At 66.5% G+C, this 14,736-nt stretch carries 9 protein-coding genes; all 9 read left to right on the top strand.

Going from position 1 to position 14,736, the window contains the following annotated elements; all coding sequences use genetic code 11:
- Positions 1–385 precede the first annotated feature (385 nt).
- A complete protein-coding gene (locus CXY72_RS03320; protein ID WP_104126291.1) occupies positions 386–1,195 on the top strand; it encodes a hypothetical protein in 810 nt (269 codons plus the stop codon).
- Positions 1,171–6,468, top strand: a complete 5,298-nt coding sequence (locus CXY72_RS03325; protein WP_104126292.1) for an Ig-like domain-containing protein — start codon at positions 1,171–1,173, stop codon at positions 6,466–6,468. The genes CXY72_RS03320 and CXY72_RS03325 overlap by 25 nt, the downstream gene beginning before the upstream one ends.
- Positions 6,469–6,484: 16 nt before the next feature.
- Positions 6,485–7,459: a MoxR family ATPase gene (locus CXY72_RS03330; protein WP_104126293.1), complete on the top strand. Its 975-nt coding sequence runs from the start codon at positions 6,485–6,487 to the stop codon at positions 7,457–7,459.
- On the top strand, positions 7,456–8,754 hold the full coding sequence (locus CXY72_RS03335) for a DUF58 domain-containing protein (protein WP_104126294.1): 1,299 nt from the start codon (positions 7,456–7,458) through the stop codon (positions 8,752–8,754). The genes CXY72_RS03330 and CXY72_RS03335 overlap by 4 nt, the downstream gene beginning before the upstream one ends.
- The gene (locus CXY72_RS03340) at positions 8,751–10,676 is read left to right on the top strand and encodes a transglutaminase family protein (protein ID WP_104126295.1); all 1,926 of its coding nucleotides are present in this window, start codon (positions 8,751–8,753) and stop codon (positions 10,674–10,676) included. The genes CXY72_RS03335 and CXY72_RS03340 overlap by 4 nt, the downstream gene beginning before the upstream one ends.
- Before the next feature lie 142 nt (positions 10,677–10,818).
- Positions 10,819–11,169 (top strand): hypothetical protein, encoded by a 351-nt coding sequence (locus CXY72_RS03345; RefSeq protein ID WP_104126296.1) that lies wholly within the window; start codon positions 10,819–10,821, stop codon positions 11,167–11,169.
- Positions 11,166–12,422, top strand: a complete 1,257-nt coding sequence (locus tag CXY72_RS03350) for an RDD family protein (protein ID WP_104126297.1) — start codon at positions 11,166–11,168, stop codon at positions 12,420–12,422. The genes CXY72_RS03345 and CXY72_RS03350 overlap by 4 nt, the downstream gene beginning before the upstream one ends.
- A complete protein-coding gene (locus CXY72_RS03355) occupies positions 12,419–13,366 on the top strand; it encodes a PP2C family serine/threonine-protein phosphatase (RefSeq protein WP_104126298.1) in 948 nt (315 codons plus the stop codon). The genes CXY72_RS03350 and CXY72_RS03355 overlap by 4 nt, the downstream gene beginning before the upstream one ends.
- A complete protein-coding gene (locus CXY72_RS03360) occupies positions 13,366–14,733 on the top strand; it encodes a hypothetical protein (protein WP_104126299.1) in 1,368 nt (455 codons plus the stop codon). Before CXY72_RS03355 ends, CXY72_RS03360 begins: the two co-directional genes overlap by 1 nt.
- Positions 14,734–14,736: the final 3 nt, after the last annotated feature.

The raw sequence follows: 14,736 nt of genomic DNA on the forward strand, positions 1-14,736 counted from the left end.
GTCGACGAGATCACCGACACCCACTCCAACAAAACCCGTGAGACCTGGGGCCAGGGCGTCGCCAACATCCTGAGCGGCTTGCTGCGAGCACTAGCACGAGCGTCGCACCCTGACCCATTAGTGAGATAACGTCACACCCCAGTAATGGGGGTAATGGAAAATTATAGGCTCAATGCGAGCATTCTTTGAGCCGAAGCGCCCTCGATCGCACAACTGAAACGCACTCCCAGCGCTTACTCCGTGGTCCCGGCACCGTCCAGAGCACTGTTATCGGTGCAATTGCTCGATCATCACCCCCGCTTGGGGAATTCTCCCCATCGCCTTGTCCCTTCATTTCGGGCACTCTATCCACCATTAGGGTTGCTTTTGAACGGGGAGGAACGGGATGTTTCGACGCATTGTGCGCCAACATCGCTCGCTCATGGGCGTGGGCATCGTCACATCGGCGACTCTCGCGGTATCCCTGCTGGCCTTCGCCTATCAGGGCATAAGCACCGCCGACGTGCGACTCAATGACGGCGGCGTCTGGGTTACCAAACCCAGCGGGCTGCTAGTGGGCCACCTCAACTACCAAGCTCAGGTTCTCGATACCGGGTTGCGCGCCAAGACAAACGACTTTGACATTCTGCAGTCGGGCAACATCGTGCTCACGCATGATCGTGCCAATGCGACGCTCAGCCTGGTCGATCCGGCCAATGTGACTTTCGGTGCTGACGTGGCGCTGCCGGCAGATGCCGAGGTCGCACTCGGTGCCGACACCGTCGCCATCCTGGATCGTTCCACCGGTGCCCTCTTCGCTCTGACCGTGGCAGACATAGAAACTTTCAGTCTCGAGAACAGCGAACCGGTGGTCCAGTTGGGGGCCGGCGGCGCCGTCACCGTCGGTTCCAACGGCACGGTGCACGCTGTCGCCGTCGGCGATGGGCAACTGGTCACGGTGACGCGCAGCGCCGGGACGACCCGTTTCAACGCCCCCGTTATCAGCGACCAGTCGGTTTTCAACAACCTCCCGGACCGGCCGAAACTGACAATTGCAGCGGTGGGTGAGGCATCCGTCGTGCTGGAGAGCACCTCAGGAACCCTGATCCTGCCGGGAGGACGCAGGGTCAAGATCGCTCCGGGTTCTGCGTTGCAGCAAAGTACCACCGGTACGGCAACCACGACCTGCTCGTGGGCACTCCCGACGCCCTGCTGATCCAGCCCCTCGACGGTAGCGACGCCACCCGCATCGAGGCCGGTGGTGATGGCATTCCCGTTGCCCCAGTCTTTTTGAACGAATGCGCCTACGCAGCCTGGTCAACCAGTGCACGCTATGTGCGCGACTGCCCCGGAACCGACGACGATGCAGCCCGGGACATCGACCGCAGCACCACTACCGCGCCCCTCACTTTTCGCGTCAACCGCAACGTCGTCGTGCTTAATGACCTCAGCACGGGTCTCGTCTGGCTGGTCGATCAGGACATGGTCGTGATCGAAAATTGGGCCGACATCACGCCCCCGCCCGACGAAAGCGATGAGCAAGACGACCAGGACGCTGTCACAGAGTCGGTCGAGAACGTGCTGCCCGAACGCACCGAAGAGAACACGGCACCGGTGGCCGTCGATGACGCGTTGGGGGTGCGGGCTGGCCGCAGCGTGATTTTGCCCATACTTGACAATGACACGGATGCCGATGGCGACATTCTCACCGCGACCATTGTCGGAGACACCCCCGCGCTGGGTAGGGTGCAACCGATCTTCGGTGGTGCGGCGCTGCAGATCACCGTGGCCGACGAGGCGACCGGCACCGAGAGTTTTCGCTATGCAGTGAGCGACGTACGTGGCGAAACGGCCGAGGCAACCGTCGTTTTGACGGTGAGCGCGGCCGGTACGAATAGCCCGCCCGTGCAGAAACGCACGAGCAGTTTCGTGGTGGAGCAGGGCGCTTCAACCACTCACAATGTGCTGCCCGACTGGATCGACCCCGATGGCGACGACCTGTTATTGCAGGCCGCCGCACCCGCCGATGACGATACCGTGCAGTTCACTGCCGATGGCGTGCTCAGTTACGCGGCAATCGGCCAGAACCTCGGTCGCAAAGACGTGTTCATCGTCGTATCGGATGGGGTCGATACCGGCGAGGGCTTGGTGCGGGTCGATGTGCGGGCATCCGAAAGCACCAAACCGGTCACCAACCCCGACCATGTCTCGACTACCGTCGGCCAGACCGTCACCGTGTCACCACTGCTCAACGATGCGAGCTCTGGTGGCGCTCCCCTGCGCCTCGCGAAAATCGATGATGTGCCCGGCGCCACCATCGTGCCGGATTTTGTCACCGGTACTTTCACCTTCAGCGCAGCCGAATCACGCACCTATTACCTGCAGTATCTGGCCACTGACGGCCCCAATACCGTGCTCGGTCTGGTGCGCGTCGACGTGACGGATGCAGCGGCGAGCGACCTTCCGCCCGTCGCGGTTCGCGACGTGGCCCTGTTGCCGGTGGGGCGCGATGTGCTCGTGGACGTACTCGCCAACGACACCGACCCGGCAGGTGGAATTCTCGTGGTGCAGTCGCTGACCATTCCCGACAACCTTGGCATCACGGTTGCGGTGTTGGAACACCGGGTGCTGCACGTGATCGACCAGAGCGGTCTGAAGGCGCCGGTCACAATCGGATACACCGTCTCGAACGGGTCACTGAGCGCCGAAGGCGAGGTTCTGGTCGTTCCGGTGCCCGCGCCGGCAAAGCTGCTGCCGCCGGTCGCGGTGGACGACACCGTGACCGTGCGCGCCGGCGACATCGTGTCGATCCCGGTCTTAGCCAATGATTCGCACCCCAATGGCGACACGATGACGCTCGCGCCCGCCCTCGTAGAACCGCTCGTGGACCCGGCAGACGGCGATCTCTTCGTGTCGGAAAACATGCTGCGATTTCAGGCGGGACCGACCGCGAAGACGGTCTACGCCACCTATGAGGTCGTCGACAGTCTCGGTCAGAAGGACTCCGGCTACGTCACCATTCAGGTTCTCGCCCTCGATGCCGCGACGAATTCCCCGCCGCGCCCGCAGGACCTCACCGCCCGGGTACTCTCGGGCAACACCGTGCGTATTCCCATTCCACTGAGCCAGATCGACCCGGACGGCGACTCCGTGCAACTCGTGGGGCAGGGCAGCGCGCCCGCCAAAGGCCGCATCGTGGAGGTAGGCGACTCTTGGCTGGGCTATCAAGCCTTCGCCGATTTGGTCGGTACCGACTCGTTCAGCTACGTGGTGCGTGACCAACTCGGGGCCGAAGCCCGGGCCAGCATTCTCGTCGGAATCGCCCGCCCCGGCTCCACCAACCAGAAGCCCTACGCCGTGAAAGACGCCGTCAGCGCCCGACCCGACCGCCAGCTGGCCGTTCCCGTGCTCGTCAATGACACCGACCCCGACGGTGACCCCGTCACCCTGGTCGCCGACGGCCTGACCGTGCCCGACGGGCTGGACGCGACGATCGCGGGCAACCGCATCGTGCTGCGCTCGCCCGCCCAGCCGGGCGAGTTCAGCATCGCGTACACCGCCTCCGACCCGTGGGGTGCGACCGCGATCGGCACCCTGCAACTGAGCATCACAGCGGATGCCTCGCTCTTGACCCCCATCGCCCGCGACGACCGTGTGGCCGCTGCCGACGTGGCCGGCCAGACCAGCGTCGACGTGCCCGTGCTCACCAACGACGAAGACCCAGACGGATCGGCCACGGAACTGCGCGTCGCGACCGACAACTCCGCAGCGACGGTCACGAGCGACGGCTCGGTGCGGGTGGCTCTCACCGCGACCACCCAAATCGTTCGCTACACGGTCACCGACGCCGACGGCCTACAGGCCAGCGCGTTCGTGCTCGTGCCTGGGGTGGAAGACCAGCGTCCCACGCTCACGGCCGGTGTGGCGGCGGTCGAAGTGAAAAGCGGCGAGACGGTGACCCTGACCCTGGACGATTTCGTGACGGTGGCCGACGGAAAGAGCCCCCGCATCACCGTGGCCGACAAGGTCTCGGCGACGCACGGCAACGGCGATTCGCTCATTCAGAACGAAACCACGCTCGTGTACACCTCGTCGGCCGACTATTTCGGCCCGGAGGCCCTGAGCTTCGAAGTGACCGACGGCAGCGGTCCCGATGACCCGGACGGACGCACGGCGACCCTGGCGATCCCGATCACCGTACTTGCCCCCGAGAATCAGCAGCCGGCCTTCGTTGGCGGCACGGTCGAGGTCGCGCCCGGTGAAGACGCGGTCACCGTCGACCTGGCTGCCATGTCGACAGATGCTGATCCCGGTGACCTGGAGAAGCTCGCTTTTCGCATCGACGGGGAGGTGCCCGCCGGCTTCAAAGCCATAATCACGGGCCAGACCCTGTCGGCGAGCGCGCCATCCGGCACCGTCAAGGGCCAGTCCGGTTCGCTGGCGTTACTCATCGACGACGGCACGACCGCCCCCGTCTCGGCGACCCTGCAGCTGAGCGTCATCGCCTCGACTCGTCCGCTGGTTTCGACGACCGATGACGCGGTGCCGGAGGCCGATCAAGGCGAGAGCGTGATGGTGTCGGTGCTCGACAATGATACGAATCCATATCCTGATGAACCGCTGCGGCTGGTATCGGCGACGGTGGAGACTGGCGCGGGTAGGGCATCCGTTGTGGGAAGCGACGTGAAGGTGACACCGGCGGGTGATTTCATCGGCACTATGGTGGTGCGGTATCGGGTAGCCGACGCGACGAACGATACCGAGCGTGAGGTCGAGGGCCGCATCCGCCTGACCGTGCAGGGCCGGCCCGACGCGCCGTCAACGCCGAGCGTCACCTCGATTCAGGACCGCACGGTTGTGCTGTCGTGGACGCCGCCGAGCAATAACGGCGCCGAAATCACCGGCTATACCGTGTCGGCATCGGGCTTTTCCCAGAAGTGCGCGTCGACAACCTGCACACTCACGAACCTGACCAACGACACCGAGTACCGCTTCACGGTGACGGCCACGAACATGGTCGGGGTGTCCGACCCTTCGACGGCGTCGGCCATGGCCCGGCCCGATGCCCGCCCCGACGCTCCGCAGCCGCCCACCCTGGTCTTTGGCGATGGCGCCCTCGACGTGTCATGGGCCACGCCGGGCAGCACGGGCAGCGCGGTGGAGTCGTACCTGCTCGAAATCTCGCCGCTGCCACAGTTTGGGGGCCTGCAGCGCACCGCGACGGGCAACTCCCTCACCTGGGACGGCCTCGAGAACGGGGTCGCCTATACGGTGAGGGTGCAGGCGGTGAACCGCGCCCCGGAGCCGAGCGACTGGAGTTCGTTCGGGGCCGCGATGGTGCCGGCCGGAGTTCCCGATGCTGCGGCAGCGCCGACCACGACCCGTCTCGATCCCGTTGGCGCGCAGGCCCAGATGCAGGTGTCCTGGACCGCTCCGGTCGACAATGGTGACGCCATCACGGGTTACGTGCTCACGATAAAGAGCGGGACGACTTCGCGAACGGTTTCGGTCGCAGGCGGCACGACCTCACAGGCCGTCGTCGTCGATACTTCGACCAATGACTACACGTTTACGGTGGTCGCCAGCAACAAGGCTGGAGATTCCGCGTCGAGTGCGGAATCGGCCGCGCGCCGCGCATTCGTCGCGCCGGGCGCTCCGACCAATGTGGTGGCGACCGAGGGCGACAACACGGTTTCGGTGACGTACAACGCGGCGGCGGCAAACGGCGCGACGTCCAGCGAGCTCACTTACGAGTACAACGTCAGCGGGACGGGGTGGCGCACGGACTGGGTCGCCGACGGCGGGAACGGTTCTGGAACAATTGGCAATGGACAGGTCGACAACAACGGCAGTTACACCATTGCTGTACGGGCCGTCACCCAACTGGACGGCCAGCGGTACGACGGAGCCGGCAGCGCGTCGTCCAACTCCGTCGCTCCGTTCGGCGCACCGAACATACCGGTAGCCGGTGCCTCCGGTAGCGGCGCCCAGGTCAACTTGTATTGGGGTCTCCCCAGCCGCAATGGCCGGGATATCACGAAACTGGAAATTTCAATCGATGGCGGCCGCTACGAAAACGTGGCGCTCGGCAGCAACAATCGCAACGTCGGTTCTTACAGCGAAACACATACGATTGCCGTGCGTGCAACCGACTCGGCCGGTCGGCTGAACACTAATTCCGCCTCCGCCACCTCTGGTGCGCCGCCGCCGCCGCCGCCGACGAGCTGGGTGGTGACGGTCGATAACGCTGCGTCGTGCGCTCAGGACCAGTTGATGACCACCAGATTCGATGGCAGGAACTGCAACTCCCCGGGGTACTGGATAGCAGCCAACGCCTCCGTGACCGTGACCTGCTGGGCGACTTCACCAAGTATCAACGTAAACGGTGACCGTACCTGGCTTCGAATGAATGATGGCTTCTATGTCTCCCGGTACACGCTCAAGGCCGGGCAGGACACGACCATCCCTGCGGGGATGCCCCAATGCTGAAAGTGGAGAAACGACCATGACCATGACATCAGAACAAGCAACCTGGTTCGCCGGAACCTTTGGCCGTCTCGTCGACAATGTGAGTCTCGCCGTGCTCGGCAAGAGCCAGGTGATTCGACTCGTCCTTACGGCGATGCTCGCCGAGGGTCACGTGCTGCTCGAGGATGCCCCGGGCACCGGAAAGACCTCCCTCGCTAAGGCACTCGCGGCGACCGTGCAGGGCACCAACAATCGCATCCAGTTCACGCCAGACCTGCTGCCGAGCGACGTGACCGGCGTCACCATCTACGACCAGCAGAGCCACAAATTCGAGTTTCACCGGGGCCCCATCTTTGCGTCGATCGTGCTCGCCGACGAGATCAACCGGGCGAGCCCGAAAACCCAGTCGGCGCTGCTCGAGGTTATGGAAGAGAGCCGCATCACGGTCGACGGCATCGGCCACGAAGTTGGGCGGCCCTTCATGGTGATCGCCACCCAGAACCCGATCGAGCAGGCCGGCACCTACCGACTGCCAGAGGCCCAGCTCGACCGCTTTCTCATCAAGACGTCGATCGGCTACCCCGACCTCGCCTCGACTGAGCTAATCCTGGCCGGCGCGGCCAACCGCAACCCGGCCGCCGGCCTCACCGCAATGATCACTACGAGTGCGGTGGCCGACATGGCCGACCTGGCGTCGAGCGTGCACACCGACGCCGCTATTTTGCGCTACGTCGCCGTGCTCACCCAGGAGACCCGATTTACCGCCGAGACCCGGGTGGGGGTGTCGGTGCGCGGGGCACTCTCGATGATTCGGGCCGCCAAGGTCTGGGCCGCCGCCCAGGGCCGCAACTTCGTGCTGCCCGACGACGTCAAGGACCTTGCCGCTGCGGTCTGGACCCACCGTCGCGTGCTCGACCCGGAGGCCGAGTTCTCGGGCATGACCGCGGAAAAGATCATCAGCCGAGTGCTCGCCGACGTGGCCGCGCCACTATCCAGAAAGCCGGCGGCATGAGCGCGGCGGCGGGTCAGCACCCACTGAACCGGCTGCATCCGCTTCGCACGCTCTGGATCGACGCGGTCTGGCCAGTACTGAAACCGGTGTGGCGGCGCCTGAGCCGGCTGCTCGCGGTCGTGACCGGGTTCGGCTGGGCCGTGCTCGGGGCATCCGCTGTGGCGTGGCTGCTCGGCGAACGATTCGGCTGGCAGGAATTCACGGCGCTCGCGCTCGTCGGCGTCGTGCTGCTCGTACTCGCGATGCCGTTCATGCTGGGGCGCAGCGCCTACGCGATCAGCCTGGGGCTTGCGAATACCCATGTGGTGGTCGGCGACCGTGCGGTTGGCAGCGTGACCGTGACCAACCCGTCCGCCCACACCATGCTGCCGGCGCGCATCGAGCTGCCCGTCGGCGCCGGGCTCGCCGCGTTTCACCTGCCGCGGCTCGCTCCCGGCGCCGAGCACGACGATCTCTTCACGATTCCCACGCAGCGCCGTACGGTGCTGTCGGTCGGTCCGGTGCGCTCGGTACGTGGTGACGCACTTGGGCTGTTTCGCCGCGTGATCGAGTGGACTCCGGCCGAGGATCTCTTCGTGCATCCGCGCACCGTGCACCTCGACGGATCCAGCTCCGGGTTTCTGCGGGACCTTGAGGGCCTGCCAACGAGCGATCTCAGCAATGATGACGTGTCGTTTCACGCCCTGCGCGAGTATCTGCCGGGCGACGACCTGCGCAACGTGCACTGGCGCTCCTCGGCGCGCACCGGAACCATCATGGTGCGTCAGTTCGAAGAAACCCGCCGCTCCCACCTGGCCATCGCGCTCAGCCGCAACCCGCTCGATTATTCGCCCTCAACGATGACAGCGGATGCCGCAGCCCTTCCGACCGGGATCGACGAGTTCGAACTCGCCGTTTCGGTCTGTGGGTCGCTCGGACTGCAAGCCCTCACCGAGGAGAAACAACTGACCGTGCTCGCGCAGGAGCAGGTTCTCCCCACCCGAACCGGTAAGCGCCTGCTCGACGGGCTGTCGGCGATCGAACCCGGTGGTTCCCGGGCGGACATCGTGCAGTTGGCGCGGCAGACCGGGGTCAGGGTACCGAACGCATCCGTTGTGGTGCTGGTATTCGGCAGCACGGTGGAGCCGGGGCGCATTCGTTCAGCGGCAAGCCACCTGCCAAGCGGCGTGCGCGTGATCGCGGTGCGCTGCGAGGTCGGGGCCGCCCTGTCGCGGCGGTCGATCGCCGCGACGACCGTGCTGACGGTTGGCAGGCTACCGGATCTACCCTTCGGAATGCGTCGGGTGAACGAATGAGCGCCTCCGGCCTGACCGTTCGCCGCGGGCGCCGCCTGCCCGCGCAGTTCGGCGACGTGTTCGCGCTCGTGCTGTTATTTGGTCTCGGCGTGCTCGGCTTCGGTCCGGTCTTCGGCGGAACCGACTACCTGCTGGCCGGCTTCGGCGGGCTGTTCCTCGGTCTGGGCGTTGCCGCGCTCGGCGCCCGCCTGCGCTGGGGCACGCTCTTGGTCGCGGCGACGACCGCGCTCACCTACTTCGCCTTCGGCGGTGCGCTCGCGGTACTCCCGAGCACGATCGCCGGTGTCGTTCCCACTCTCGATACGCTGCGCGTGTTGGCCCTCGGCATCGTCTTCTCCTGGAAGCAACTTCTCACCGCCCCGGCGCCGGTCGCCGGGTTCGAAGCCCTGTTGATCGTTCCTTACCTCGCCACGCTACTCGCCGCCGTGCTGGCCGGAAGCTTCGCGCTGCGTCTGCGTCGGCCGGCTTTCGCGCTGCTGCCGGCAGCAGCCCTGTTTGCCGTGTCGATCGGCTTCGGCACGCACGAAACCGTGCTGCCGCTGGTGCGTGGCCTGCTGCTCGCCGGCGTCGCCATCGCGTGGAGCGCGTGGCGCCTTGCCGAAACCCGAAACGGAACGGATGTCGGCGCGGGCAATGGCAGCGCAGCATCCGCTGGCGAAACTGCCGATCCGGCGAGCGCGCGCCGGCTGTGCACCCGTCGTTTGGCCGCCGGATCCGCCCTGCTGGTCGGTGCACTGCTGGTCGGGGTTGGCCTCGGCAGTGTCGCCGAGCCCGCGACCGCCCGCCAGGTACTGCGCGACACCGTGGTGCCGCCGCTCGACCTGCACGCCTACGCCAGCCCGCTCGTTGGCTTTCGCAAATACGTGCGCGATTTCAAGGACGAGACTCTGTTCACCGTCAGCGGGCTACCCGAGGGCGCCCGGTTGCGACTGGCCACCCTGGACCGGTTCGACGGCGTGGTCTACAACGTTTCCGGTGACGGCAGCGCCGGCTCCGGCACATTCGCGCGGGTCGGCACGAGCATCGCCGACCCGCGGGCCGGCGACGCGGCCACCCTCACGATCACGATCGACCAGCTCACCGGCGTGTGGGTTCCCGGCGCCGGCTATCTCACCGCGCTCACCCCGACCAGTGCTCGGGCCGCTCAGCTCGCCCCGAGTCTGCACTACAACCGCACCACCGGCGCGGCCGTTTCGACTCTCGGGTTGCAGTCGGGCGACAGCTACACCGTCACGGTCGTTCTACCGCCGAGCTACACCAACGAGCAGCTGGCTGCCCGACAGGTCGCCACCCTCGCCATGCCGGAGTCAGCACCGGTTCCCGAAATTGTGACGACCACAGCGGATGCCGCCATCACTGACGCCGCGACGCCCATCGAACAGGTGCGGGCCATTGAAACGGCCCTGCACACCGGAGGATTCTTCAGCCACGGCCTCGAGGGCGAAACTGCCTCCCGAGCCGGGCACGGCGCCGAACGCATCGGCGTGCTACTTGGCAGCGACCAGATGATCGGCGATGACGAGCAGTACGCCGTGGCCATGGCGTTGCAGGTTTCTCAGCTGGGTATTCCGGCCCGCGTGGTCATGGGCTTCTACCCCGCCGAAACGGATGCCGCCACCACCGACACCCTCACGATCACCGGCGCCGATCTGCATGCCTGGGTCGAGGTGGCCTTCGACGGGGTTGGCTGGGTGAGCTTTGACCCGACACCGCCGATCGACCAGGTTCCGCAAGCTGAGCAGCCCAAACCCAAGAGTGAGCCGAAAGCGCAGGTCTTGCAGCCGCCACTGCCGCCACTGGCCCCGGTCGAGCTACCGGCGGACGTGCTGCCGACGACTCGGCCACCGACCCCGTCACAGACCGGTAGTCGACGATCTGGGTGGTCGCTGGCATCGCCGGCGGGGTATTCGCGCTGCTTCTAGTTCTACTCGGGCCGGGGCTGCTCGTGGCGGCGCTGCGCAAGCGTCGTCGTCGAGGTCGCGCGCGCGCGCGTCAAGGCCGGCCGACCGGCTGAGCGGCGGCTGGAGCGAAGTCGTCGACACGGCGACCGACCTGGGTCTGAATTTGTCGCCCGGCGCGACCCGCCGGGAAGGTTCCCTGACGCTGGCCGAACGCTATCCGACAGCTGGCCTGACGCTGCTCGCCGCCCGCGTCGACTCGGGCGTGTTCGGCCCGGTCGACCCGACCGAGCAGCAGCTCACCGAGTTCTGGACTGAGGTCGACGGCATCGTCGCCACCCTCAATAGCTCAGTCCGCGGCTGGGCCCGACTGCGTGCCCGGCATTCCGTACGGTCATTCCTGGCCAGCTGGAGCGCCCGAACACAGCACCGCGCTCGACCACTCAGACCGGCCCTCCGTAAACCTCGATCGCCCCGCCTGACCACCCTCGCCAAGAAGTGGAGACGCACGACATGACCCAGCAACTCGCGGCCTTTGATGGCCCCTTTACCCATACCGGCCAGGTGAACGCCAGCATCGGCGCGCGCATCGGCGCCTACCTGCTCGACGGTCTGATCTTTGGCGGCCTGGGTGTTCTTCTCGCCCTCATCTACTACGGGCTCGGCGGCGAATTCATCGGCTTCCTGATTTATCTGCTGGGTACGATCGCGCTGGCGATCTACTACTGGGTCCGCTTAAGTCGTGGCCAAACTCCGGGAATGAAGGCCAACGGCGTGCGCCTGATTCGGGTGCAGCCGGGAATGGATATCGACGCGAGCGGTCCCGGCTTCGGCGTTGTGCTCGGCCGCAGCATTGTCTTCACACTCAGCAGCTACATCATCATCGGCCCGCTTTCCCCGCTGTTCGACGGTACCGGCGCCAACCGCGGCTGGCACGACAAGGCATCCGGCACCTGGATGATCGATGCGCGAACGGATGCCGCGCAGCGCGTCTTCGGCCAGGTCAGGGCTCCGAGTTTGCCGCCGGCACCGAGCACTCAGTGGCTACCGCCGCCTCCGCCACCTCCAGCCGCGCCGCCGGCAGTGTCACCAGCTCGGCCGGTCGACTACCTGCCTCTGCCTGTTCCGGGGGCACCGCTACTGGTCGAGTCGGAGTCACAACTCGAGACGGTCATCGCGCCGGCGCGCGGCCGCGCTGGCCGGGTACCGCCACCGCCCGCTTCTCCCTCTCCACTGAGCGCCCCGACGCCACCGCCAGTACCGCCATCCGTTGGCGTCATCTCTGCCGTTCCCGCATTCGCCGCTCACCCGCCGCAGCCACCGGTTGTTGCTCCTCCGGCTGGAGGCTACTTCGCTGCCCGGCCGATCAGCTCCCCCGCTCTTCCCGCCCTGATCATCGACCGGGACCTCGACGAAACCCGCGCGGCTGCCCCGGCAGCCGGGTCCCAGTGGACCCTCCGCCTGGACACCGGTGAACCCGTCGACGTGGCGAACAGTGGTTTCATCGGGCGCAATCCCACCGCGCCGGACGACCGTCCGGCCCAGCTCGTGGTGTACCCGGACGACACCAAATCCATCTCCAAAACGCATCTGAGCTTCGGCCTCGACGGCACCCGGCTGTGGGTGATGGATCGCCGATCGACCAACGGCACCAAGCTCATCCGTTCGGGAAAGCCGGAAACAGTCGTGGATGTCGATCGCCCGACGTTTCTGGAGGCCGGCGATACGCTGGCCCTCGGCGACCGACGCATCACCGTGGAGACCCGATGACGCCCCGCCACCCGAGCGCTGAGCCGGGCACGGTCGCGCCGATTCAGGTGCGTGCGGGCGCAGCAACGGATACCGGGCGACGACGGCCGAACAACGAAGACGCTTTTCTCGCCCAGGGATCGCTCTACCTCGTGGCCGATGGCATGGGCGGGCATGCCGCCGGCGAGATTGCCAGCGCTACGGTCATCGAGGCGTTCGCCGCACTTGCCGACCAACCAAGCGTGACCCTCGATGAGTTGCGGGCCGGCGTAGCGCTAGCAATCAACCGCGTGTTGGCGCTGCCAGTGGGCGCCGGGGCCGGAGCCGGCACGACCCTCAGCGGGGTCGCCCTCGCCGCGCTGGATGGGAACGCTTACTGGCTGCTCCTGAACCTGGGCGATTCCCGCACCTACCGCATGGCTGGCGGGGTACTCGAGCAGATCAGCGTCGACCATTCCGTCGTGCAGGAATTGGTGGAGACCGGTGACCTCACGCCCGCCCAGGCCGCCCTGCACCGGGAGCGCAATGTGATCACCCGGGCTATCGGGGCGGGCAGCGCTGGCGAACCGGACTACTGGTTTCTGCCGGCCGCACCCGGAGACCGCATTCTCATCTGCTCTGACGGACTCACCGGGGAGCTCGACGACGACCAGATTCGCCAGATTCTCGCCACCGAGACCGCGCCTCAGGCCGCCGCGACTCGTCTCGTTCACGAGGCGCTGCTGCACGGCGGGCGTGACAACGTGACAACCGTCATCGTCGACGCGCTCAGCACCATCGATGCGACCGGCGATGAGACCACGCCGAGCGGCGCCACGGATGCCGAGGGTCTGATCGCCGACTTCGACGATACAATCCCACGCGATGAGTTGCCCCCGCCGGTTGCCCCCGGTCCGGTTGCTCCCGTGCTTGTTCCGCGCGCGCTTGTTTCCCGCGCGCTCGTTCCTCGCTCCGAGGCCAGCTGATGCGCCGCTACGTTCCCGGCACCTGGTTCGGTGTCGTCACCGACGCCGGAATCGCCGTGCTGCCCGGCGATATCGACCCCGCCCTGCTCGAGCGCATCTTTACCGATCTGACGGCCGGCCACGGTCTCAGCGCCCTGCTCGACGCCCTCACCGCCGAATTCGGCACCGGTCTGGCCAGCTTGCCCGCCTTCGCCATCGTCACGTTCGTCGGCGACGAAGCCCGCCTCGCGGTGCGCGGCCCACTTGCGGTCACGGCCGAGGGCGACGCCGAGCAGGGCCACCTGCGCGTTTCGGGCACCCGCGTCACTACCTGGAGCGAAAGCGTTTCAGTCACCCCCGGCAGCATTGCCGTCGAAACGGATGCCGCGACCCCCCACGTTGATTTCGCACCATCCGCAGACTCCGCGTCGACATCCGCGGGAGAGAGTCTGCCGATCGTGGCGGGGGTCGTGCTCTGCAGCTCACTCGTGATCACCCTGCGCCCGGACGCTCAAGCGCATTCGGGCGAGCTCGCCGCGAGTGCGCGCGGCGCCGGGGTGGGCGGCACTGAGACGGACGTCGCTGATTCGGGCGGCAGTGATTCAAACTATACCGATTCGAGCAACCTCGTTGCTGCAGCCGACCCAGGCGTCACGCCGCCGCCAGCGGTTCGAGATGTGCCTGAGCGGATAGTTACCTCGACGACGACCGATTTGCCACACGTTTCGCGGCTGGTGCCGACGGTCCTCCCGCCACTGCCCGAGACCGCCTTGGACCACGCGGAGCACACAATTCACATGGAGGCCGACTCGAACAACGAGACGCTGGCGGTGCCGGAATTCACGCAGGGCCGGGACTACGACGGTCTCTGGGGTGCGGACGCCGCCGTGCCGGAGAAACCGGCCGCTGGCGCCCCAGGTAGCGCCGCCCAAACCAGTGCCGCGCAAACCAGTGCCCGTCCAATCACTACCATGCACGCCACTGCGATGCACACCACCGCGGAGACGCGCACCCAGATCGACCCCGAAATCAACCCCGATCTCCACACCGAGATCGACCCCGAAATCAACCCCGATCTCCACACCGAGATCGACCCCGACCACGACGGGGAGACCCTGTCGCTCGAGCAGCTGCGGGCGCTCGGACTGGCCGCGCCGGCAGCATCCGTTTTGGCGGGTGTGCCGGCGTGGGCGGGTGTACCAGCCCTGCGTTACGGTCGGCTGCTGGTCTCGGGCGGCACCGAGGTGGTGCTCGATCGAAGCGCAGTGATCGGGCGCAAACCGAGCGCTGCAAGGTTCACTGCGGACCGCATGCCGCACCTCGTAACGGTGCCGAGCCCCCAGCAAGACATCTCGCGCAGCCACCTCGAGGTGCGCTGCGAGGGTTAAAAC

The sequence above is a fragment of the Cryobacterium sp. Y57 genome (genome assembly GCF_002929505.1).
GTDB lineage: Bacteria > Actinomycetota > Actinomycetes > Actinomycetales > Microbacteriaceae > Cryobacterium.

Bases quoted from the DNA above. Each gene is read 5' to 3' on its own strand.
- CXY72_RS03320 (WP_104126291.1), top strand. From the start codon at position 386: ATGTTTCGACGCATTGTGCGCCAACATCGCTCGCTCATGGGCGTGGGC.
- CXY72_RS03350 (WP_104126297.1), top strand. From the start codon at position 11,166: ATGACCCAGCAACTCGCGGCCTTTGATGGCCCCTTTACCCATACCGGC.
- CXY72_RS03355 (WP_104126298.1), top strand. From the start codon at position 12,419: ATGACGCCCCGCCACCCGAGCGCTGAGCCGGGCACGGTCGCGCCGATT.
- CXY72_RS03360 (WP_104126299.1), top strand. From the start codon at position 13,366: ATGCGCCGCTACGTTCCCGGCACCTGGTTCGGTGTCGTCACCGACGCC.
- CXY72_RS03330 (WP_104126293.1), top strand. From the start codon at position 6,485: ATGACCATGACATCAGAACAAGCAACCTGGTTCGCCGGAACCTTTGGC.
- CXY72_RS03335 (WP_104126294.1), top strand. From the start codon at position 7,456: ATGAGCGCGGCGGCGGGTCAGCACCCACTGAACCGGCTGCATCCGCTT.
- CXY72_RS03340 (WP_104126295.1), top strand. From the start codon at position 8,751: ATGAGCGCCTCCGGCCTGACCGTTCGCCGCGGGCGCCGCCTGCCCGCG.